Genomic DNA, 20,818 nt, shown 5'->3' with positions numbered 1-20,818 from the left:
CCCCCCCCCCCCCCCCCCCCCCCCGCGCCCGCCCCCCCCCCCCCCCCCCCCCCCCCCCCCCCCCCCCCCCCCCCCCCGCCGCCCCCCCCCCCCCCCCCCCCCCCCCCCCCCCCCCCCCCCCGGGGCCGGGACGCCGTGCGGGGCCGGGACGCCGCGGGCCCGGTGGCTCGTCCCGCTGCTGGTGGCCCTGGCCGTCGTCGCGGTGACGGCCGGGGTGCTGGCGGCCCGCGTCCCGGGTGGCGCCGATGCCGCCGGCATCGGCGTGCCAGCCGGACCCACCCCGGCCGCGGAGCCGACCGGGCCGACCCCGGCACCCGGCGCGCCGGAGGTGCCGCAGCCGGTGACGCCGACCTGCTCGCCGCTGGGCCTGCTCGTCACCGCCGGCCCGGTCGACGCCGGGCTCGGCCACCGCGGCGTCGTCGTCACCGTGACCAACTGCGGGGACGCGCCGCGGGACGTCACCGGCTACGCCGGAGTCGAGGTGCTCGACGGGACCGGCCGGCCGATGCCGTTCACCGTGGCGCACGAGTCGAGCTACATGGTCATCGACCCCGGCCCGTCCCCGCTGGTGCTGCAGCCCGGGCAGAGCGCCGTCACCGGCGTCTCGTGGTCGGCCACGGTCACCGACGGCGGGCTCACCGAGGGGCAGGCGCTGCGCGTCGTCCCGGTGCAGGGTGGCCCGGGTCAGGTCCTGCCGGTGTGGGTCGACGCCGGCACCACCGGGGAGATCGCCGTCGCCGCCTGGGCGACGCAGCTCGCGCGGTAGCGCCTCACTCGCCGGTGACGCCGTCCACCGCCTCGCGCAGCAGGTCGGCGTGGCCGTTGTGCCGGGCGGTCTCCTCGACCAGGTGCAGCAGCATCCAGCGCAGGCTGAACCGGTTGCCGTTGCGCAGCGGCACCACCGACAGCGCGTCCAGCGACCCGGCCGCCGCGACCACCGCGTCGGTGCGCCGGCCGGCCTCCCGGTAGCGCTCGCGCAGCACCTCCGGCTCGAGGTCCACGGCGGCGTCGAACTCCCAGTCGGGGGTCGCGTCCCAGTCCACGCCGTCCCACGGCGTGTGCTCCGGCTCCCCGGCGAACCGCTCCACCGCCCAGGTCTCCTCGACCAGCGCGAGGTGGTACAGCAGCCCGGCCAGGGTGAGCGACGACGGCGGGTGCGCCCGGGCCAGCTGCTCGCGCGTGAGTCCCTCGGTCTTCAGCAGCAGCGTCTCGCGCTGGTAGGCGAGGTAGCCGGTCAGCGTGGTGGTCTCGTCGGCGGTCTCCGGCGGGTCGGTGCGCACCGGAGGACCCTCGCACGCCGGGGCGCGTCAGGCCGGGCCGACCAGCCCCGCGACGATCTCCGCCGACAGGGTGACCAGCGGCAGCCCGCCGCCCGGGTGCGACGAGCCGCCGACCAGGTACAGCCCGCGCACCGGGGCGGCGTTGCCCGGGCGCAGGAACGCCGCGCGGGCGCCGTTGCTCGAGGTGCCGTAGATCGAGCCGCCGACGCTGCCGGTCTCGCGGGCGAGGTCGGCCGGCGTGCGGGTCACCGACCAGCGCAGCCGGGACCGGACGTCGAGCCCGCGCGCGGCCATCACCTCCAGCACCCGGGTGGCGTAGCGGTCGGCGAGGCCCGGGGTGTCCCAGTCGACGCCGCACTCGGGGTCGTGCCGCGGCGCGTTGACCAGGACGAACCACGACTCGCTGTCGTCGTCGGGCCGGGTGGCGGGGTCGTCGGGAGCGCTGACGTAGACCGTCGGGTCGGGCACCGGGCAGGGCAGGCCGCGGTGCCGTCCGGTGCCGAAGACCGCGTCGAACTCGGCGTCGTAGTCGGCGGGGAAGGCGACGGTGTGGTGCGCCAGGCCCGGCGTGCGGCCGCGCAGCGCGAGCAGCAGCACGAAGCCCGACAGCGACGGCGTCGCCCGGGTCAGGCCGCGCCGCACCGCGCGGGTGCGCCGGTCCGGCGGCAGCAGCCCGGCGTACAGGGCGGTGGCGTCGGCGCCGGAGACGACGACGTCGGCGGTCACCTCGCCGCCCTCGGCGAGCTCCACCCCGGCCACCCGGCCGCCGTCGCGCAGCACCCGCCGGACCGGCGTGCCGGTGCGGACGTCGGCGCCGTGCTCGCGGGCCCGCTCGGCCACCGCCTCGGCCAGCCGGTGCAGCCCGCCGCGGACGTACCAGGAGCCGAACGCCTGCTCGACGTAGGGCACGGTGGCCAGCACGGCGGGCGCGCGCCGCGGGTCGGAGCCGGAGTAGGTGGCGTAGCGGTCGAGCAGCACCCGCAGCCGCGGGTCGCGCAGGTAGCGGGCGCCCAGGCCGCGCAGCGTCTGCCAGGGCGCGACGGCGGCGACGTCGGCCGGGTCGCGGGCCAGCCGGACCAGGGTGGCCGCGCCGCGCAGCGGCGAGCGGAGGAACGGCTGCTCGGTGATCGCCCACATCGCGCCGGCGCGCTCGAGCAGCGCCTGCCACTGCGTGCCGGCGTCGTCGCCGAGGGCGGCGTCGAGCGCGCCGGGGACCGCCTCGAGGTGCCCGGGGACGGCCAGCCGGGTGCCGTCGGCGAACCGGTAGTCGACGGCGGGGTCGAGCCGGACGAGGTCGACGGACTCCTCCAGCGGGCCGCCGGTGGCGTCGAACAGGTCGCGCAGCACCTGCGGCAACGTGACCAGGCTCGGGCCGGTGTCGAAGGCGTGGCCGTCGCGGGCGTACCAGCCGAGTTTGCCGCCGACGGCGCCGGACTGCTCCAGCACGGTCACCCGGTGCCCGAGCGCGCCGAGCCGCGCCGCGGCGGCGAGGCCGCCCAGCCCGGCGCCGACGACCACCACCCGTGCCACAGCGTCACCGTAGTGCCGCGGCTCACCGCCCGATCGGGTGATCACCCGGGGTGGCGGGGCCCGGCTCCCCGGCCCACGATCGGCACACCTGCGGAGCCGACGCGGGAGCACGACAGGAGGACGACCCGTGCGGACGGCGGTGTGCTCGACGGCGGTGCTGGTGGTGGTGCTGACCGGGTGCTCGGACGTGCACCTGCCCGACGTCGAGCAGGTGGCCGGGGACTTCGCGGCGGCCGATCCCGCCACCCGCTGCGACCTGCTCACCGACGCGGCGGTGCGGGCGCTGGAGCACGAGGAGCCGACCGGCTGCCCCGCGGCGCTCGAGGAGCTCCCGCTCGGCACCGGCGGCGTCGTCACCGCGCAGGTCTGGGGTCAGGAGGCCCAGGTGCGGCTCACCGACGACACGCTCTTCCTCTCCCGCGCGCCCGACGGCTGGGAGGTGGCCGCGGCCGGCTGCCGGCCCTCCGGCGAGGGGCGCTACGACTGCCTGGTGGAGGGCTCGTGAGATCCGTGCGCGGGGTGTTCCTGGCCTACCTGCTGGTCGTCTTCGGCGGCGTGGCCTACTGCCTGGTCCTCGCCCTGCTCGGGCGGTGAGCGGAGTGCGGCGGTTCGTCCGGGAGAACTCGCTGAGCCTGGGCTTCGGACTGCTGTTCCTGCTCAGCCTGGCCGGGCAGGCGGTGGCCGGGGCGGCCCAGACGAGCGAGGACCGCCAGGCCGAGGGCCTCGCCCCGGTCACCCTGGCGCACTACGTGACCTCGTCGTCGTTCGCCGTCGACGTCATGGAGAACTGGCAGTCGGAGTACCTGCAGTTCTTCCTCTACGTGTTCGCCACCGTCTGGCTGGTGCAGCGGGGGTCGCCGGAGTCCAAGGAGCTGGACGACGCCGGGACCGAGAGCGACGAGGACCAACTGACGGGCGCCCACGCCCGCGACGACTCGCCGGCGTGGGCGCGGCCGGGCGGCTGGCGCGGCGCGCTGTTCTCCCGGTCCCTGGGGCTGCTGTTCGCCGGGATCTTCCTGCTGACCTGGGCGGCGACCTCGGTCGCCGGCTGGGCGGCGTACAACACCGGGCAGCTGCAGTCGCACGCGGACCCGGTGAGCTGGGTGGCCTACCTCGGCCACGCCGACTTCTGGAACCGCAGCTTCCAGAACTGGCAGTCGGAGATGCTGGCAGTCGGCTCGATGGCGGTGTTCGCCGTCTACCTGCGCCAGCGGGGGTCGCCGGAGTCCAAGCCGGTCGGCGCGTCCCACTCCGACACCGGCGCCACGGGGTGAGGACCGCTCAGGCGAGCAGCCCGGCCAGCGCCGCGTCGGAGGCGGCCAGCGCCGTCCGGTCGTGCGTGCTGCCCGCGGCGACGAGCTCGGTCGCGCCCGTGCGCTCGGCCAGCTCCGCCAGCCGCGCGGCCACCTGCGAGGCGGTGCCGGCGACCGCCGTGGCCGCCGTCCGCTCCGCGTGCCGCCGCTGCACGGCCGTCATCGGCGCTGCCTCCACCGCGGCCACCGGCTCCAGCGGCGGGAAGACGCCGGTGGTGCGCGCCTGCGCCATCGCCCACGCCTCGGGCAGCAGCAGGTCGGCGGCCTCGGCCGCGGTGTCGGCGACGAGCACGTCCAGGCTGATCGCGACCTCCGGCTCCGGCGCCTGCTCCGAGGGCCGGTAGGCGCGGCGGTAGCGGGCCAGCGCCTGCAGCCCCGGCTCCGGGTCGCCGGCCACCCCCAGCAGCGGCCCGCCGACGACGACCGGCAGCCCGAGTGCCGCGGCGACCTCCAGGCCGCGCCCGGTGGCCAGGACCACCATGCGCACGTCCCCGGCGGGCTGCGGGTGCAGGGTGATCTCCGCGGTCCCGGTGAGGTGGGCCCGCACCTCGGCGAGGTCGGCGGCGAAGTCGCGCTCGGCCTCCCGCAGCGCCCGGCGCACGGGCGGGGTGAAGCCCGGCGAGCGGCCCAGGCCCAGGTCGACGCGGCCGGGCGCGAAGGCGGTGAGGGTGGCGAACTGCTCGGCGACGACGAGCGGCTGGTGGTGCGGCAGCATGACGCCGGCCGAGCCCAGCCGGATCGTCGTCGTCCGGCCGGCGACCGCGGCCAGCAGCACTGCGGGCGCGGCCCCGGCGATGCCGGGCACGCCGTGGTGCTCGGCGACCCAGACCCGCCCGTAGCCCAGCCGCTCGGCCGCCACGGCCCGCTCGACGGTGCCGCGCAGCGCCGCCGCGTCCGGCTCGCCGGCGCGGGTGCGCGAGCGGTCGAGCAGCGAGAGGCGCATCAGAACGCGTACCGCACGCGCAGCCAGGGCGCGTGGGAGGCGATGAGCTCCCGCAGCCGCTCGACGCCGGCCCGCTTCACGTCGTTGCGGTAGCGCACGTTCCACTGGCCGTTCTGGCTGCGCTTGGGCTGCTGCAGGTCCGGCCGCCACAGCAGGTCCTCGGCCTTCGGGTGCCAGCCGAGGTTGACCTCGTGCAGGTCCCGGTTGTGGGTCAGCATGATCACCTCGGCGGCCGCCTGGGCCTTGGCCGCGGGGGAGAGGGTGTCGTCGAGCTGCCGCAGCAGCTGCGCCCAGTCGGCCTCCCACCCGTCGCGCAGCACCACCGGCGAGAGGTTGAGGTGCACCTCGTACCCCGCCTCGACGAAGTCGTCGACGGCGGCGACGCGCTCGGCGATCCGGCTGGTCCGCACGTCGACGACCCTCGAGTCGGCGTCGGGCATGAGCGAGAAGCGGATGCGGGTGCGGCCCTGCGGGTCGAGGTGGAGCAGCTGCCGGTTGACGTACTTGGTGGCGAAGGACGCCTTGGCGGTGGGCAGCCCGCGGAAGGTGGCGACCAGGTCGGCGACGTTGTCGCTGACCAGCGCGTCGACCGAGCAGTCGCTGTTCTCGCCGATGTCGTAGACCCAGCTGACCGGGTCCACCTGGTCGGGCTCGGTCTTGAGCCCCTGCCGGGCGACGTGCCGGCGCAGGTAGCCGGTGATCTGCTCGATGTTGGTGAAGACGGTGATCGGGTTGGCGTAGCCCTTCTGCCGCGGCACGTAGCAGTAGGCGCAGGCCATCGCGCAGCCGTTCGCCGTCGAGGGGGCGATCCAGTCGGCCGAGCGGCCGTTCGGGCGGGCGGTGAGCGACTTCTTCACGCCGAGCACCAGCGTCTCGGTCTTCACCCGCACCCAGCGGTCCACGTTGCCCTCGTTACCGTGCAGCTCGGGGATGGCCCAGTGCGAGGGCACCTCGACGACCTCCGCGCCGGGGAAGCGGGCGAGCACCTCGCGGCCGCGGGCGGAGTCCAGGGCGGCCGGCTCGGCGTAGACGGTGCGGACGTCGAGCAGGCGGGTGGGGGAGGGGACGGGCGCGGCGGACGGCGGAGGCGCTGCGGGCACGCGGGGTGCAGCGCCCGCGCGCGGGCCCGGATTCCACCCCTGACCTGCGGGGACGGTCACACGGCGCGGATCAGCGGTGCCGGTCCGGGGCGAGCTCGCGGACGTCGAGGCGGCCCTGCTCGATGTCCTCGGCGACGTCCTCCACGGCGCGTCCGCCGGCGTAGGCCTCGGCGCGCAGCAGGTCCAGCGCGGTGGCCGGGTCGGTCTCCAGCGCCATCGCCGCCCGCCCCGCGGCCCGCACCACCGCGGCCCGCCGGCGCGCCTCGGGGCCGTGCAGCCAGTCGGGGCCGCGCTCGGCCGGCCAGTCCGACCAGACGGCGGCGTCGCTGAGCGCCGCGGTGACCAGCTCGCCGACGGCCATCGCCGTGAAGACGTCCAGGCCCGGCACGGCGGCCTCGTCGGTGAAATACAGGTCGAGCGCCCCGGCGCCGGCGAGGTCCTCGCGCAGCGGGAGGGCGACCACCGCGCGGAACGGCGTCTGCGCGGTGAGCAGGTCGGCGAAGGGCGTCCAGCGCCGCCGCAGGTCGGCCAGCAGCGCGAAGACCGGCTGCCGGGTCTCCTGGGCCTCCCAGCAGGGCCCCGCGCCGACGGTGAACTGCAGGCGCTCGGCGCAGGCGGCCTCGGTGGTGCTCGCCCCGATCGGGATGCGCACGCCGGACGCGTCGACGACCGACAGTCCCGCTGCGTCGACCCCGAGGGTGGTGACGCACGCCCGGGAGAGGCGGACCGGCAGCAGCTCGGCCGACTCGGGGCTCCGGGTGGCTTCCGCGTCCAGCGCCGCGGCGAACCGTGTGGCGATGGTCACACGTCATCCTCACCCGCTGCGGCCCCCGCGGCCATCCCGGTCACCCCGTCGCGTCCGGCCGGTGCGTGTACGCCGCCTCGCGGACCGCGTCGTCGTCCTCCAGGCCCGCGCCCAGCGCCCCGCCGACCGTCGCCAGCGAGCTGGTCAGCCAGGCCAGCTCCAGGTAGTCGCCGATCGCGGCCGGGTGGCCCAGCCCCTCGGCGAACAGCGCGGACGGCACCAGCAGCAGCGAGCCGACCAGCGCGAGGGTGAACAGCGCGGCGTAGAGGGTGAGCACCCCGATGACCACGGTCGCGACGGTGGCCAGGTTGAACAGCGCCACCTGCTTGCGCACCCGGCGCGACCGGGCCCGCTCCCACAGCCCCGCCCCGACGACCAGCGTCGCGCAGATGGCCACCACCGACCCCAGCCCGACGGTGGACAGCCGCAGCCAGCCGAACCGGTCGGCCAGCCGCCAGATGTCGGCGGTCACCAGGGCGAAGACGCCGGCCGCGACCGCCGCCGTCAGCGCGCGGGACAGCCGGATGGTCAGCCGCCACGGCCGGTTGGCGCGCACCATGCCGACCAGCAGCCGCAGGTTGCCCGACAGCACCCGGGCGGTGAACCGGACGCCCTCGGCGGTGTCGGCCGGGTCGGTGGCCAGCTCGCGCACCCGGCGGCGCAGCGCGGCCGGGTCGTCGTCGCCCTCGGCGTCACCGAGCAGCGTGCGGACCAGCCCGACCGTCGTCTGCAGCGCGCGGCGGCGCCGGCCGACCGCGCCCAGGGCCGGCAGGGAGAGCACCGCGACGCCGTGCACCGGGCTCGCGTGCGCGACGACGGTGCGCCGGTCGACCGCCAGCGGCAGGTCGGTGACGACGACGGCGAGGTCCCACTCCTCCGACAGGAGCCGGTCGCGCGCCGCGGCGACGATCTCCGCGTCGTCGGCCGGTGGCTGGACCAGCCCGTCCTCGACCACGCGGACGTCCCACGCGACGTCGGGGTGCCGCTCGCGCAGCGCGCCGGCCAGGTCGCCGGCCAGCTCGCCGGCCACCTCCACCGGCGCGCCGGGCGCGGCGACCAGCCCCACGACGACGTCGGCCGGGCCCGCCGCCTCGCCGGTCAGCGGGCCCTCCGGAGCCGTGCTCACAGCCTCAACTGCTCCTCACGTCCGGTCTGCCACTCGACCATGACGATGCTCGCGTCGTCCTGCAGCCGGCCGTCCTGGTGCTGCATGACGCTGCCCATGAGCCGGCGCATCGTCTCCGGCGGCGGGTCGCCGGCCAGCTCGGCGCGCACCACCAGGTCCGCGAGCCGGTCCTCGCCGAAGAACGCGCCCTCGGGCGAGCGCGCCTCGACGACCCCGTCGGTGTAGAGCAGGACGCGGTCCCCGGGGCGCAGCTGCATCCGGCACACCGCGGGCGCCGCCGCCAGCAGCCCCAGCGGGCGCGCCGGCGGGCAGGCCGGCGGCCGGATCAGGGCGCCGTCGCGCACGACGATCGGGTCGGGGTGCCCGCAGTTCACCCAGGTCACCAGTCCGGTGTCGAGGTCGAGCCGGGCGACGGCCGCGGTGGCGAACCGGCTGCCGGCGAACTGGCCGGCGACGACGGCGTCCATCGCGGCCGCGATCGCCGGGAGGTCGAGGCCCGTGCGCCGGGCGTGCCGGTAGGCACCGACGGCCGCGGTGGCCAGGAGGGCGGCGGGCAGGCCGTGGCCGACGGCGTCGAGCACGGCCAGGTCCACCAGCGCGCCGTTGACCGCGTAGTCGAAGGTGTCCCCGCCGATCTCGTAGCTGGGCTCGAGCGCGCCGGTGATGACGACGCGGTCGCTGGCGTAGGTCAGCGGCGGCAGGAGCTCCCACTGGATCTCCGCGGCCAGCGTGAGCTCCCGCCGCCGCCGCAGCCGGGCGAACAGGTCGCTGTAGGCGTCGCGCGTGACGACCAGCTCGGCGACCAGCGAGGCGAAGGACCGCGCGTCGTCCTCGAGCTCCGGCGTGGGGTCGCCGTCGAGGACGTACTCGACCACGCCGATCCGCTCGGCGCCGTCGAGCAGCGGCACCCACAGGCCGGCCGGGCCGTCGCCGGACGGCGCGTGGACCGGCTCGACCCGCCGGAACGCGCGCCCGGCCACCGACCCGTCGATGGTCAGCTCGTGCCGGAGGGGCACGCCCTCGCCGCCCAGCGGCAGCAGGACGTGCTGGGCGTAGTCGGCGAGGTAGACGACCGCCCCGCGGACGCCCAGCCGCCGCGCCTGCTCCGCGACCACGGCGCCGAGGTCGTCGGCGGACAGGTGGTGCGACGCACGGACGAGCGCCCGGACGGGGTCCCGGTCGGACGGGCGCGGATCGGTGGCCACGACGGGTCAGGATCGCATCCCGGCCCGCGGCGGGCGCGGGGAGCGGGTCGCGGGGATCAGCCCCGGGCGTCGAGGACGGCCCGGTAGACGCCGACCGTCTGCTGCGCGATCGCCGGCCAGCCGAACTCCGACAGCACCCGCTCCCGGCCCGCGGCGCCCATCGCCGCGGCCCGGGTCGGGTCGGCGAGCAGCTCGGCGATGCGCGCGGCCAGCCCGGCCTCGAAGGCGGCGACGTCGTCGGGGTCGTAGGGGACCAGCAGCCCGGTGACGCCGTCGGCCACGACCTCGGGGATCCCGCCGACGGCGCTGGCGACCACGGCCGTGCCGCAGGCGGCGGCCTCGAGGTTGACGATGCCCAGCGGCTCGTAGACCGAGGGGACGACGAACACCGTCGCCCCGGTGATCAGCGGCACCAGCTGCTCGCGCGGCAGCATCGCCTCGATCCAGACGACGCCCGGCCGGCGGGCCTGCAGCTCGGCCACGGCGTCGGCGACCTGCTGCCGCTCGGCCGGGGTGTCGGCGGCGCCGGCACACAGCACCAGGCCGGCGTCGGCCGGCAGCTGCTCGGCCGCCCGCAGCAGGTGGACGACGCCCTTCTGCCGGGTGATCCGGCCGACGAACAGCGCGTAGGGCCGGTCGAGGTCGACCCCGAGCGAGCGGACGACGTCGGGCGCGGGGGTGGGCCGGTAGGCCTCGGCGTCCACACCGTTGCCGACGACGTGCACCCGGGCCGGGTCGAGGTCGGGATAGGCGTCGAGGACGTCGGCGCGCATGCCGTGGCTCACCGCGATGACGGCGTCCGCGGCGAGGTAGGCGGTGCGCTCCACCCACGACGACAGCCGGTAGCCGCCGCCGAGCTGGTCGGCCTTCCACGGCCGCCGCGGCTCCAGCGAGTGCGCGGTCACCACGTGCGGCACCCCGTGCACCAGCCCGGCGAGCAGCCCGGCGCCGTTGGCGTACCAGGTGTGGCTGTGCACGAGGTCCACCCCGGCCAGGGCCGCGGCGATCTCGACGTCGGTGCCCAGCGCCTGCAGCGCGCCGTTGGCCTCGGCCAGGCCCGGCGGCACCGCCCAGCCGCGGGCGTCGGTCCGGGGGCCGCCGAAGGCGTGCACCTCCAGGTCCGGGCCCACGGGCAGCGAGCGCAGGGCCGCGACGAGGTGCTCGACGTGCACGCCGGCCCCGCCGTAGACGTCTGGGGGCCACTCACGGGTGACGATGCCGATCCGCACGGCGGTCACCCTAGGGGGCGGGGAGTGCGGAGGCGGGGCGACGGCGGACGCGTGGAGCGGCTAGGTTCCCTCCATGCGTGGCGGTCCTCGAGTTCTCGGCATCGTCCTGGCCGGTGGCGAGGGCAAGCGGCTCGCGCCCCTGACCCAGGACCGCGCCAAGCCGGCGGTGCCGTTCGGCGGCAACTACCGGCTCATCGACTTCGTGCTGTCCAACCTGGTGAACGCCGACATCCGGCAGATCGCCGTCCTCACCCAGTACAAGAGCCACAGCCTCGACCGGCACATCACCACGACGTGGCGGCTGTCGCAGATGCTCGGCAACTTCATCACCCCGGTGCCGGCGCAGCAGCGGCTCGGGCCGCGCTGGTACACCGGCAGCGCCGACGCGATCTTCCAGAGCCTCAACCTCATCTACGACGCGCGCCCCGACGTCGTCGTGGTGTTCGGCGCCGACCACGTCTACCGCATGGACCCGGCGCAGATGATCGACCAGCACGTGAGGACCGGCGCGGGGGTCACCATCGCGGGGCTGCGCGTGCCGCGGCGCGAGGCCACCGGGTTCGGCGTCATCGACGCCGGCGCCGACGGCAAGGTCCGCGGCTTCCTCGAGAAGCCGGCCGACCCGCCGGGCCTGCCCGACAGCCCGGAGGAGTCCTTCGCCTCCATGGGCAACTACGTCTTCACCACCGACGCGCTGCTCGAGGCGCTGCGCGCGGACGCCGAGGACGCCGACTCGGCGCACGACATGGGCGGCTCGATCATGCCGATGCTCGCCGAGACCGGGGACGCGTACGTCTACGACTTCTCCACCAACATCGTCCCCGGGGCCACCGAGCGCGACCACGGCTACTGGCGCGACGTCGGGACGATCGACTCGTACTTCGACGCCCACATGGACCTGGTGTCGGTCACCCCGGTCTTCAACCTGTACAACGACCGCTGGCCGATCCTCACCCTGCCCCCGCAGCAGCCGCCGGCGAAGTTCGTGCTCGGCGGGCGGGCCGAGGAGTCGATGGTCAGCGCCGGCGCGATCATCGGCGGCGGGTCGGTGCACAGCTCGGTCGTCTCGCCCGGCGTGCGGGTCGAGCGCGGCGCGCGGGTCGAGGACAGCGTGCTCATGGACGGCGTCCAGATCGGCGAGGGCGCCTACGTCCGGCGGGCGATCCTCGACAAGAACGTCGTCGTCCCGGCCTGGGCGCGGATCGGGGTGGACTCCGACGCCGACCGCGAGCACTACCACGTGAGTGCCGGCGGCGTGACCGTCCTCGGCAAGGGCGCCCGGGCGATCGTCTGACCCTCGTGCCCCCCACCCCTCGCTCCGCTCGGGTCGGGCCCCTGCACGAGGGCGGTTCCAGCACCTCACCACTGGTCGTCACGCTGCTGCTGGGGGCGGAGGCGCAGGCGCGGTTCGACCGGCTGCGCGCCGAGCACTTCCCGGCCGACCGCAACCACCTGGCCGCGCACGTCACGCTGTTCCACGCCCTCCCGGGCGACCGGCGCGACGACGTCGACGCCGCCCTGGCCGCGGCCGCCGCCCGGCCGCCGTTCGCCGTCGCGGTGACCGGGCTGCAGCTGCTCGGCCGCGGGGTCGCCTACCGGCTGGCGGCGCCGGAGCTGTCGGCCCTGCACGCGGGGCTGGCCGCGGAGTTCGACCCCTGGCTCACCCGGCAGGACCGCCAGCGGCTGTCGGCGCACGTCACCGTGCAGAACAAGGTGGAGCCCGCCGTCGCCCGGGCGCTGCGCGACCGGCTGGCCGCGGAGTTCGTCCCCGAGGAGGTGCCCGCCCGCGGGCTGGGGCTGTGGCGCTACCTCGGCGGCCCGTGGGAGCCGCTCGTGGAGCACCTCTTCCGCTGACCGGCCTCCCTGCAGGGGCCCGCCGCGAGCGTGCGAGCGGTGGGGGCAGGGAGGTCCTTCCCCTAGGGCCGGCGGGTCGCCACCAGCAGGCCCGCGCCGATCGGCAGGACGGCGGAGGTCAGCCCCTCGTCCTCGCGGACGTTGCGGGCGAGGTCGCGCCAGGCGACGGTGTCGGGGTCGCGGGCGGCGCGGTCGCCGATGCGGTCCCCCTCGAGCAGGCCGTGGCAGGCCAGCGTCCCGCCGGTGCGCACCAGCCCGAGCAGCGCGGCCAGGTGCGGGGCGTACTCGGTCGGCGGGCCGGCGCAGACCACCAGGTCGTAGGCCCCGGGGGACAGGCGGGGCAGCACCTCGGCCGGGGTGCCGAAGATCAGCCGGGTCCGGGACTGCGGCACGCCGGCCTCGGCGAACGCCCGCCGCGCGCCGCGCAGCTGCTCGGGGTCGGCGTCCAGGGCGGTGAGGACGCCGTCGGGCCGCATGCCGCGCAGCAGCCACAGGCCGACCACCCCGCCGCCGCTGCCGATCGACACGACCGCACGGGCGCCGGCCCCCGCCGCCAGCACGGCGAGCGTGGCGCCGGCGGCCGGGCCCGGCGGGGGCGGGCCGCCGAGCGCCACGGCCCGGGCGTGCGCCGCGGCCACGACGGGGTCCTCGGCGGCATAGCGGTCGGACCAGGCGGCAGCGCCGGTCCCGCCGGCGCGCGACGGTCCCTCGGCGCTCATCACCGGACGAGGGTAAGGGGACCGCGGCCCGCGTTCCGGGAGGCGTTCCTGTGAGGAACCTGGCAAGAACTGACGACGGGAACACGGAATGGCGTCAGGGCCGTTGGTCCGGACGTGACACCCGAGCGTGCCGCCGTCCCCGTCCATCCCGCGGGGGAGGTCGGCAGCGTGCGCGTCCGCGATACTGAGGACGTGCCCGAGGCCGCCGTCCCCCCTGCCGCCGACCAGCAGTCGGCCGCGTCCGGCGCCGGCGAGGTGTGGGTGGCGCCGACCTGGGATCAGGTCGTGCGGGACCACTCGGCGCGCGTCTACCGGCTGGCCTACCGCCTGTCGGGCAACGCCCAGGACGCCGAGGACCTCACCCAGGAGACGTTCGTCCGGGTCTTCCGCTCGCTGGCCGACTTCTCGCCGGGCACCTTCGAGGGCTGGCTGCACCGCATCACCACGAACCTGTTCCTCGACATGGTCCGCCGCCGCCAGCGGATCCGGTTCGACGCGCTGCCCGAGGACACCGAGCGGCTGCCCGGCACCGCGCCGAGCCCCGAGCAGGTCTACGCCGACACCCACCTCGACCCGCAGGTGCAGGCGGCGCTGGACGCGCTGCCGCCGGAGTTCCGCGTGGCCGTCGTCCTCTGCGACATCGAGGGCCTGACCTACGAGGAGATCGCGGCGACCCTCGGCATCAAGCTCGGCACCGTGCGCAGCCGCATCCACCGCGGCCGCGTGCAGCTGCGCCAGGCCCTCGCGCACCTCGCCCCGCGCAGCGTCCCGGCCCCGGGGGCTCCCGCATGAGCCTGCCGGAGAGCCACCTGGCGCAGGAGGCGATCGCCGCGCTGGTCGACGGCGAGCTGGCCAGCGTCCCGGCCGCGCGCGCCGCCCGGCACCTGGCCGGCTGCTCCGAGTGCCGGATGCTCGTGCAGGCCCAGCGGGAGGCGAAGGACGCGCTGCACGCCGCCGCCGACGTCGCCGTCCCCGGCGACCTGCTCTCCCGGCTGTGCGCCATCCCGTTCACCGCCGACGTCCCCGGCGGCGGCGGGCTCGGCACCGTCACCGCGTCGGCGGGGGAGCTGACCGTCACCGGGTCCTCCGGCCGCTGGACCGTGTCGCTCGACGACCCGCCGGCCCGTCCCGCGTCGCCGCACCACGCGCGCTGGCTGCGCCGCAGCGTCGCCGGCACGCTGGCCGGCCTGGGCCTCGGCGTCGCCGTCCTGGCGCTCAACCTGCCGGACCCGGAGGAGCGGGTGACCCGGACGCCGTCGTCGGTGGCCGGCCCCTCCTCGCCCGACGAGCGCACCGAGGTCGTGCCGCCGGTGGTCCGCACGCTGAGCGGCCCGTCGCCCGCGCCGGGCGCCACGCCGTGACGACCGGGCCCTGATCCCGGGGCCGTGACTCCGGGGGCCTGACCCCGGACCCCCGCGCCCGCGGGCGGGTACCGTCGCGCCGGCACCCGTAGTCCACGTCCGCCGCCAGGTCCGGGAGGACCCTGAACCCGTGACCGCACCCGACGACGCCCGCGAGACCGGTCCCTCGGAGCCCGCTCCCGGCGGTGCTCCCCGCGACGGCGAGCGCACGGTGGAGGCGGTCGTCCGCCCGCCGGTCGCCGCCGGCACGGGGGGCGACGACGCGGTCTTCGCCCGTCCCGCCGGGGCGACCGGCTCCTTCGCGCCGCCGGAGCGGCCACGCCCCGCCGCGGTGCCGGCGCAGCCGCCGACCAGTCCCGCCCAGGCCGCCGCGTTCGGCCGCCCGCCGGCCGTCCCGGGCAGCTTCGCCGGCGACCGCCCGACCCCGTCGCCGCGGCCGGTGGCCCCGCCGCCGCCGGAGGCCGTGCTGCGCGCCTTCCGCGCCCCGGCCGGGCAGGCCGGGCTGCAGGAGCCGCCCGGCGGCCGCCCCGGGCGCCGCCGCACCTCGGCCGGGCCGTGGTGGAAGCCCGACGCGAAGAGCGACCCCTGGCGCGACCCGCACGCCCCGGCCGGCCTCACCGGCCCGGCGGTGTTCGAGGAGGAGTCCGAGCAGGAGGGCCCGGTCGTCGTCGACCGGAAGGGCCGGAAGAAGCTGCGGCTGCGCGACCTGTCGGTGCGGGTGGCGTTCCTGGTCGTCCTCGTCGTGCTGCTCGCCGGCGCGCTCGGCGGCGGCGTGGGCTACCTGCTGACCCGCGAGGCCAGCGAGACCCCGCTGCTGGCGCCGGGCACCACGCTGTCGGAGACCGACGAGGGCATCAGCCGCGAGCCGGGGTCGGTGTCGGACATCGCCGGCCGGGTGGCGCCGGCGGTCGTGTCGATCGAGGTGCGCATCGGCGACGCCGGCGCGACCGGCTCCGGCGTCGTCATCGACGGCGAGGGCGGCTACATCGTCACCAACAACCACGTCATCTCCGGCGCCGACGGCGTGGACGGCGCGGAGATCCGGGCGGTGTTCAGCGACGGCAGCGGCTCGGCCGCGCGCATCGTCGGCCGCGACCCGGCGAGCGACATCGCCGTCGTCAAGGTGGAGAGGCCGGGGCTGGTCACCGCCTCGCTGGGCAACTCCGACGACGTCGTGGTCGGCGACCCGGTGGTGGCGATCGGCTCGCCGCTGGGCCTGGCCGGCACGGTCACCAGCGGCATCGTCTCCGCCCTCGACCGGCCGGTGCGGCTGGCGGGGGAGGGCAGCGACACCAACGCCGTGATCAGCGCGGTGCAGACCGACGCGCCGATCAACCCGGGCAACTCCGGCGGCGCGCTGGTCGACGCCACCGGCGCGGTCATCGGCATCAACACCGCGATCGCCTCGCTGGGCGGCGGCAGCGTGGGCCTGGGCTTCGCCATCCCCATCGACACCGCCCGCGACGTCGCCGAGCAGCTGATCGCCACCGGCAACGCGGTGCACGCGACCCTCGGGGTGAACACCCGGTCGGTCACCGACGGCACCCGCGACGGCGCGCTGGTCCTCAACGTGGAGCCGGGCAGCCCCGCGGCCCAAGCCGGGATCCGCGAGCAGGACGTCGTCATCGCCGTCGACGACCAGGCCGTGGGCAGCTCCGAGGAGCTCGTCGTCGCCGTCGACGCCCACGACCCCGGGGACGTGGTGACCATCGAGCTGGTCCGCAACGGGTCGTCGACGACGGTCCAGGCCACCCTCGCCGAGGCCTGACCCGGCCCGGGCACCGCATACCCTGGGACCCGCGGAGGAGGGAGCGGCGCGTGTTCGACTCGATCGGCTGGGGCGAGATCGTCGTCCTGGCGCTGGCCGCGCTGTTCATCTTCGGGCCCGAGCGACTGCCGACCCTGGCGCGGGACGCCGCGGCCGGGCTGAAGAAGGTCAAGCAGGCGATCACCGGGGTGCGCGCCCAGGTCGACGAGTCCCTCGGTGAGGACCTCACCGGCCTGCGTGACCTGGACCTGCGCAAGTACCACCCGAAGACGTTCATCCGCGCCCAGCTGTTCGAGGACGACGACGCCCCGCCGGTGCGCCGCGGCGCCGCCGCCGCGGGTGCGACCGCGGCGAGCCTGGTGAAACCCGCCAGGCGCCCGGCCGTCGTCGAGCACGACCGGAGCACCCCGCCGCCGTTCGACGTCGACGCGACCTAGCGGGTCCCGCCGCGGCGGCCGGTCGCGGCAGGACCCGCGGGGTGACCCGCGCCCCGGTCGCGCTCCACCGGGCCCACGGCGAGGCCGTGCACGGGCGCGGCGAGTGGCCGGACACGCGGGACCTGCTGCGCGCGGTCGGCCCGCCGGAGGCCCTGGCCGGGGCCGCGCACACGTCCGCCCACGACGACCTGGTGCGGGCCTCGCGTCGGCTGGGCGTCGAGCCGGTGGGCCCGCACGTCGGCACCCCGATCGTGGCCACGGGGTCCGCGACGCCGTCGGCCTGGTGGGGTCCCGTGCTCTCCCGCGTGCCCGTCGGCGAGGAGACGGGCCGGCTGTGGGACGGCGTCGTGCTCGTCGCCGGGACCGGCGGCTTCCACGAGCTCGAGGGGCGCCCGCACGAGCCGCCGCGCGGCTGAGACGCGCCGAGGCCCGGCCCCCGCGCGGGGGGGGTTCCACGTGGTCGTGGGGTGCCCGCCGGCGCCGCGGCGCGCCTGAGCCCCGCCCCGCCCCCCCCCCCGCGCGGGGCCCGGCCCTCGGTCCGAGCGGGTCCTAGCGGCGGACGGGGGTGAGCCCCAGCGACATGCCCGACAGCCCGCGCTGGCGGACGGCGAGGGAGTCGGCGACCTTCGTCAGCGCCTTGGCGGCCGGGGTCTCGGGGTCGGCGAGCACGATCGGCGCACCGGCGTCCCCGGCCTCCCGCAGCCGGGTGTCGAGCGGGACCTGGCCGAGCAGCGGCACGGTGGCGCCGAGCAGCCGGGTGAGCGCGTCGGAGACCGCCTGGCCGCCGCCGGAGCCGAAGACCTCCATGCGGGAGCCGTCGGGCAGCTCGAGCCACGACATGTTCTCGATGACGCCGACGACCTGCTGGTGGGTCTGGGTGGCGATCGCGCCGGCCCGCTCGGCCACCTCGGCGGCGGCCTGCTGCGGCGTGGTCACCACGAGGATCTCGGCGTTGGGCAGCAGCTGGGCGATGGAGATCGCGACGTCGCCGGTGCCGGGCGGCAGGTCGAGCAGCAGGACGTCGAGGTCGCCCCACCACACGTCGGCGAGGAACTGCTGCAGCGCGCGGTGCAGCATCGGGCCGCGCCACACGACCGGGGTGTTGCCCGGGGTGAACATGCCGATCGAGATGACCTTCACGCCCATGGACTGCGGCGGCATGATCATGTTGTCGACCTGGGTCGGCTTGTCGTCGACGCCCAGCATGCGCGGCACCGAGTGGCCGTAGATGTCGGCGTCCACGACGCCGACCGACAGGCCCCGCTTGGCCAGCGCCGCGGCGAGGTTGACGGTGACGCTGGACTTCCCGACGCCGCCCTTGCCGGACGCGACCGCGTAGACGCGGGTCAGCGAGCCCGGCTGGGCGAAGGGGATGACGGGGTCGGCCGCGTCGGTGCCGCGGACGGTGCGGCGCAGCTCGGCGCGCTGCTCGTCGCTCATCACGTCCAGGCCGACCTGCACCGACGTCACGCCGGGGACGGCGGAGACGGCGGCGGTCACCCGGTTGGTGATCGTCTCGCGCATCGGGCAGCCGGCCACGGTGAGGTAGACCTCGACGCGCACGGCGCCCGGGTCGCCGCCGACGCCGATCTGCACGTCCTTGACCATCCCGAGGTCGGTCAGCGGACGGTTGATCTCCGGGTCCTGGACGGTGGCCAGAGCGGCGTTGACGGCGTCGAGCGCCGGCGAGCCGGTCAGCGTGTCGGACATGGGGGGATGTGTCTCCTTCGACGGGGGACCCGGTCCGCGGCACCACACGTCGGCGACCTGCACTCCGGTCCACCTGCCACTGTACGGCGGCGGGCACCGGGTGCCGCCGGCTGCGGAGGTGATGTGCTGCGCACCCGGCCGGTGCCGTACCGGGCGGTCAGCCGCCCACGCGGACCCAGCGGCGGTGCTCCACGCCGGCGTCCCGCAGGAGCCGGTCCAGCCCGCGGCCGCCACCCCGCGAGTACGCGACGAGCGCGTCGAGGACGTCGGCGTCCGCGGCTCCGGTCACGCGCCCGGCCGTACGCAGCCGGGCCGTAGGCTGCGGCGACGTGTCCGCTCCCGCGCGTGCCGCCGTCCTCCGCGACGCGATCGGGCTCGGGGTGGCCGTCGGCCTCTACGGCGTCGCCTTCGGCGCGGCCGCCGACGCCGCCGGCCTGGACCCCTGGCAGGCGCTGACCATGTCGCTGCTGATGTTCACCGGCGCCTCGCAGTTCGCGCTGGTCGGCGTCCTCGGAGCCGGCGGCGGGGGCGCGGCCGCGATCGGCAGCGCGCTGCTGCTGGGCACCCGCAACACCGTCTACGGCGTCCGCCTGGCGCCGCTGCTGGCCCCGCGCGGGCTGCTGCGCCGGCTGGGCCTGGCGCACTGGGTGATCGACGAGACGACGGCGCTGGCCGTGGCCGCCCCCGACCGCGACCTGTCCCGGCTGGCCTTCCTCGCCGGCGGGGCGTCGATCTTCACGGTGTGGAACGCCACCACCCTGGCCGGCGCGCTCGGTGCCGGGGCGCTGGGGGAGACCGCCGAGGCGGCGCTGGACGCCGTCGTCCCGGCCGCCTTCCTGGCGCTGCTGTGGCCGCGGCTGCGCGCCGGCGCCGAGGAACCGGCCGTCGCCCGCCGGGTGGCGCTGGGCGGCGCGGCCGTGGCGCTGGCGCTGACCCCGTTCGTGCCGCCGGGCGTGCAGGTGGTCGCCGCCGTCGTCGCGGTGGTGCTGGCCGGCCGGCCGCGGGAGGAGGCGGCGTGAGCAGCGGGACGCTGTGGACGGTGGTCGTCGTCGGGTCGCTGGGCTGCTACCTGCTGAAGCTGGCCGGGCTGTCGGTGCCCGCGGCCTGGGTCGAGCGGCCGTGGGTGACCCGGCTGGTCACCTTCGTGCCCGCGGCGCTGCTGGCCGCCCTGGTCGCGGTGCAGGCGCTGACCTCCGGACAGGACCTCGTGGTGGACGGCCGGCTGGCCGGGGTCGCGGTCGCGGCGGTCGCCCTCGCGCTGCGCGCGCCGTTCATCGTGGTGCTCGTGCTGGCCGGCGCCACCGGTGCGCTGGTGCACGTCCTGACCGCGTGACGCCGCTGCGGGCCGCGCTGCTGGGGCTGCTGGCCGGGGTCGCCGCCAAGGCCGCCGACGAGTCGGGGGTCGCCTGGGCCGCCGCGCTGGGCAGCCAGCCGGCCGCGTGGGTGCTGGCCGTCGCCGCGCTCGGCCGCTGGGCGCCGTCGGCCCGGGCCGCCGCGGTCCGCGCGGCCGCGTTCTTCGCCGCCATGACGGTCGCCTACTACACCTGGGCCGCGGTCGTGCTCGGGTTCGCCTGGACGCCGGGGCTCCTCGCCGCCTGGCTGGTCCTGTCCGCCACCGCCGTCCCGGCGACCGCGGCCGCCGCGTGGCTGGGCACCCGCGCGGGCGGGCCGCTGCCCGGGGCGCTGGTGGCGGGGCTCGCGGGGATCGCGCTGGCCGGTGGGGACGCGCCCGCGCTGTGGCCGGGCGGGACGGACCCGCGCCCCGTGCAGGCGGCCGCCGACGTCGTCGCCGCGGTGCTGCTCACCGCCGTGCTGCCGCGCTGCCGGGGCACGCGGGCCTGGGCGCTCGCGCTGGTCGTCCCGGCGACGGCGGCGGCCGCCGCCGGGCTGCACGTGCTGCGCGCGGTGCTGGGCTGAGCCCCCGGCCGCCGGGCCCTCCGGCGCAGGCTCAGAACAGCCGGGCGTCCCGCTGCTCCAGGTCGAGCAGGAAGCGCTTGCGGGACAGCCCGCCGCCGAAACCGACCAGGCTGCCGTCGGCGCCGACCACCCGGTGGCACGGGACGACGATCGCCAGCGGGTTCCTCCCGCACGCCAGGCCGACGGCCTGCGCGCCGCCCGGCTCGCCGACGGCTCTCGCCACCGCCCCGTAGGTGGTCGTCCGGCCGTAGGGGATGCGGGTGAGCTGCTCCCAGACGGCCAGCTCGAAGTCGCTGCCGCGCGGGCGCAGCGGCAGGTCGAACGCCTCCCGCTCCCCGGCGAGGTACTCGCCGAGCTGGCCCGCCACGTCGGCGAGCGCGGCGTCGTCCCGCGCGCCCAGATCGGCCTGCGGGTCCGGTGGTGAGAGGTACAGCCGGACGAGCACGCCGTCGTCGGCGACGACGGTCAGCGGCCCGATGGGTGAGGCCACCACTGCGTGCGTGCGCATGCCCGGCAGTGTG

25 protein-coding genes are annotated in these 20,818 nt (G+C 77.1%); 13 read left to right on the top strand and 12 right to left on the bottom strand.

The features are described from left to right. Positions 1 to 181: 181 nt before the first annotated feature. Entirely contained in the window at positions 182 to 766 is a 585-nt protein-coding gene (locus tag ACI8AB_RS16690; protein WP_456951024.1) for a DUF4232 domain-containing protein, read from the top strand. Between the two features lie 4 nt (positions 767 to 770). On the opposite strand, the gene ACI8AB_RS16685 is transcribed toward ACI8AB_RS16690, so the two are convergent. Both ACI8AB_RS16685 and ACI8AB_RS16680 read right to left on the bottom strand, forming a co-directional pair. Continuing rightward, positions 771 to 1,280: a DinB family protein gene (locus ACI8AB_RS16685; protein WP_456951023.1), complete on the bottom strand. Its 510-nt coding sequence runs from the start codon at positions 1,278 to 1,280 to the stop codon at positions 771 to 773. 27 nt (positions 1,281 to 1,307) lie between these two features. Further along, complete coding sequence (locus ACI8AB_RS16680) at positions 1,308 to 2,810, bottom strand: phytoene desaturase family protein (RefSeq protein WP_456951022.1); 1,503 nt, start codon at positions 2,808 to 2,810, stop codon at positions 1,308 to 1,310. 127 nt (positions 2,811 to 2,937) lie between these two features. On the opposite strand from ACI8AB_RS16680, the gene ACI8AB_RS16675 reads away from it, so the two are divergent. Both ACI8AB_RS16675 and ACI8AB_RS16670 read left to right on the top strand, forming a co-directional pair. After that, positions 2,938 to 3,315 carry a hypothetical protein gene (locus ACI8AB_RS16675; RefSeq protein ID WP_456951021.1) on the top strand — a complete coding sequence of 126 codons (378 nt, stop codon included), beginning with the start codon at positions 2,938 to 2,940 and terminating at the stop codon, positions 3,313 to 3,315. 85 nt (positions 3,316 to 3,400) lie between these two features. Next, positions 3,401 to 4,084 (top strand): DUF6766 family protein, encoded by a 684-nt coding sequence (locus ACI8AB_RS16670; protein WP_456902325.1) that lies wholly within the window; start codon positions 3,401 to 3,403, stop codon positions 4,082 to 4,084. A gap of 7 nt (positions 4,085 to 4,091) precedes the next feature. Here the strand turns inward: ACI8AB_RS16670 and ACI8AB_RS16665 are convergent, their stop codons facing one another. The 6 genes from ACI8AB_RS16665 to glgA form a co-directional block, all read right to left on the bottom strand. Beyond that, positions 4,092 to 5,066: an MsnO8 family LLM class oxidoreductase gene (locus tag ACI8AB_RS16665; RefSeq protein WP_456951020.1), complete on the bottom strand. Its 975-nt coding sequence runs from the start codon at positions 5,064 to 5,066 to the stop codon at positions 4,092 to 4,094. Next, positions 5,066 to 6,166 carry a spore photoproduct lyase family protein gene (locus tag ACI8AB_RS16660; RefSeq protein WP_456951019.1) on the bottom strand — a complete coding sequence of 367 codons (1,101 nt, stop codon included), beginning with the start codon at positions 6,164 to 6,166 and terminating at the stop codon, positions 5,066 to 5,068. Before ACI8AB_RS16660 ends, ACI8AB_RS16665 begins: the two co-directional genes overlap by 1 nt. A gap of 70 nt (positions 6,167 to 6,236) precedes the next feature. After that, the gene (locus ACI8AB_RS16655; protein WP_456951018.1) at positions 6,237 to 6,971 is read right to left on the bottom strand and encodes a GAF domain-containing protein; all 735 of its coding nucleotides are present in this window, start codon (positions 6,969 to 6,971) and stop codon (positions 6,237 to 6,239) included. 40 nt (positions 6,972 to 7,011) lie between these two features. After that, positions 7,012 to 8,097, bottom strand: a complete 1,086-nt coding sequence (locus ACI8AB_RS16650; RefSeq protein ID WP_456951017.1) for a hypothetical protein — start codon at positions 8,095 to 8,097, stop codon at positions 7,012 to 7,014. Next, the gene (locus tag ACI8AB_RS16645; protein WP_456951016.1) at positions 8,094 to 9,302 is read right to left on the bottom strand and encodes a PP2C family protein-serine/threonine phosphatase; all 1,209 of its coding nucleotides are present in this window, start codon (positions 9,300 to 9,302) and stop codon (positions 8,094 to 8,096) included. Before ACI8AB_RS16645 ends, ACI8AB_RS16650 begins: the two co-directional genes overlap by 4 nt. Positions 9,303 to 9,358: 56 nt before the next feature. Then, complete coding sequence (glgA, locus tag ACI8AB_RS16640; RefSeq protein WP_456951015.1) at positions 9,359 to 10,531, bottom strand: glycogen synthase; 1,173 nt, start codon at positions 10,529 to 10,531, stop codon at positions 9,359 to 9,361. 73 nt (positions 10,532 to 10,604) lie between these two features. Here glgA and glgC point away from each other — a divergent pair, with 73 nt between their 5' ends. Both glgC and ACI8AB_RS16630 read left to right on the top strand, forming a co-directional pair. Beyond that, entirely contained in the window at positions 10,605 to 11,825 is a 1,221-nt protein-coding gene (gene glgC, locus ACI8AB_RS16635) for a glucose-1-phosphate adenylyltransferase (protein ID WP_456951014.1), read from the top strand. A 5-nt stretch (positions 11,826 to 11,830) separates the two neighbouring features. After that, the gene (locus tag ACI8AB_RS16630) at positions 11,831 to 12,385 is read left to right on the top strand and encodes a 2'-5' RNA ligase family protein (RefSeq protein WP_456951013.1); all 555 of its coding nucleotides are present in this window, start codon (positions 11,831 to 11,833) and stop codon (positions 12,383 to 12,385) included. Positions 12,386 to 12,447: 62 nt separating this feature from the next. Here the strand turns inward: ACI8AB_RS16630 and ACI8AB_RS16625 are convergent, their stop codons facing one another. Beyond that, positions 12,448 to 13,104: an O-methyltransferase gene (locus ACI8AB_RS16625; RefSeq protein ID WP_456951012.1), complete on the bottom strand. Its 657-nt coding sequence runs from the start codon at positions 13,102 to 13,104 to the stop codon at positions 12,448 to 12,450. A gap of 192 nt (positions 13,105 to 13,296) precedes the next feature. On the opposite strand from ACI8AB_RS16625, the gene sigE reads away from it, so the two are divergent. The 5 genes from sigE (at position 13,297) to ACI8AB_RS16600 (ending at position 17,086) form a co-directional block, all read left to right on the top strand. Further along, the gene (gene sigE, locus ACI8AB_RS16620; RefSeq protein ID WP_456951011.1) at positions 13,297 to 13,896 is read left to right on the top strand and encodes an RNA polymerase sigma factor SigE; all 600 of its coding nucleotides are present in this window, start codon (positions 13,297 to 13,299) and stop codon (positions 13,894 to 13,896) included. Next, positions 13,893 to 14,465 carry a zf-HC2 domain-containing protein gene (locus ACI8AB_RS16615; protein WP_456951010.1) on the top strand — a complete coding sequence of 191 codons (573 nt, stop codon included), beginning with the start codon at positions 13,893 to 13,895 and terminating at the stop codon, positions 14,463 to 14,465. Before sigE ends, ACI8AB_RS16615 begins: the two co-directional genes overlap by 4 nt. 130 nt (positions 14,466 to 14,595) lie before the next feature. Then, entirely contained in the window at positions 14,596 to 16,233 is a 1,638-nt protein-coding gene (locus ACI8AB_RS16610) for a trypsin-like peptidase domain-containing protein (protein ID WP_456951009.1), read from the top strand. A 50-nt stretch (positions 16,234 to 16,283) separates the two neighbouring features. Further along, on the top strand, positions 16,284 to 16,670 hold the full coding sequence (locus ACI8AB_RS16605; protein ID WP_456951008.1) for a twin-arginine translocase TatA/TatE family subunit: 387 nt from the start codon (positions 16,284 to 16,286) through the stop codon (positions 16,668 to 16,670). A gap of 41 nt (positions 16,671 to 16,711) precedes the next feature. Next, positions 16,712 to 17,086, top strand: coding sequence for a mycothiol-dependent nitroreductase Rv2466c family protein (locus tag ACI8AB_RS16600; RefSeq protein WP_456951007.1), 375 nt, complete (start codon positions 16,712 to 16,714; stop codon positions 17,084 to 17,086). A 133-nt stretch (positions 17,087 to 17,219) separates the two neighbouring features. Here ACI8AB_RS16600 and ACI8AB_RS16595 read toward each other — a convergent pair whose 3' ends face one another. After that, positions 17,220 to 18,380, bottom strand: coding sequence for an Mrp/NBP35 family ATP-binding protein (locus tag ACI8AB_RS16595; RefSeq protein ID WP_387986181.1), 1,161 nt, complete (start codon positions 18,378 to 18,380; stop codon positions 17,220 to 17,222). A gap of 157 nt (positions 18,381 to 18,537) precedes the next feature. Then, a complete protein-coding gene (locus tag ACI8AB_RS16590) occupies positions 18,538 to 18,669 on the bottom strand; it encodes a hypothetical protein (RefSeq protein WP_456951006.1) in 132 nt (43 codons plus the stop codon). A 40-nt stretch (positions 18,670 to 18,709) separates the two neighbouring features. On the opposite strand from ACI8AB_RS16590, the gene ACI8AB_RS16585 reads away from it, so the two are divergent. From ACI8AB_RS16585 to ACI8AB_RS16575, 3 genes are read left to right on the top strand one after another with little or no spacing between them, the layout of a single operon-like run. Continuing rightward, entirely contained in the window at positions 18,710 to 19,399 is a 690-nt protein-coding gene (locus ACI8AB_RS16585; RefSeq protein ID WP_456951005.1) for an AzlC family ABC transporter permease, read from the top strand. Beyond that, positions 19,396 to 19,713: an AzlD domain-containing protein gene (locus tag ACI8AB_RS16580; protein ID WP_456951004.1), complete on the top strand. Its 318-nt coding sequence runs from the start codon at positions 19,396 to 19,398 to the stop codon at positions 19,711 to 19,713. Before ACI8AB_RS16585 ends, ACI8AB_RS16580 begins: the two co-directional genes overlap by 4 nt. Further along, on the top strand, positions 19,710 to 20,297 hold the full coding sequence (locus ACI8AB_RS16575) for a hypothetical protein (RefSeq protein WP_456951003.1): 588 nt from the start codon (positions 19,710 to 19,712) through the stop codon (positions 20,295 to 20,297). Before ACI8AB_RS16580 ends, ACI8AB_RS16575 begins: the two co-directional genes overlap by 4 nt. 31 nt (positions 20,298 to 20,328) lie before the next feature. Here the strand turns inward: ACI8AB_RS16575 and ACI8AB_RS16570 are convergent, their stop codons facing one another. Beyond that, positions 20,329 to 20,805 carry a methylated-DNA--[protein]-cysteine S-methyltransferase gene (locus ACI8AB_RS16570; RefSeq protein ID WP_456951002.1) on the bottom strand — a complete coding sequence of 159 codons (477 nt, stop codon included), beginning with the start codon at positions 20,803 to 20,805 and terminating at the stop codon, positions 20,329 to 20,331. Positions 20,806 to 20,818 lie beyond the last annotated feature (13 nt).

This window comes from Geodermatophilus sp. SYSU D00698, assembly GCF_054050335.1.
The sequence above is the reverse complement of the archived record's forward strand: the minus strand, read 5'-3'. Positions and strand labels throughout refer to the sequence as shown.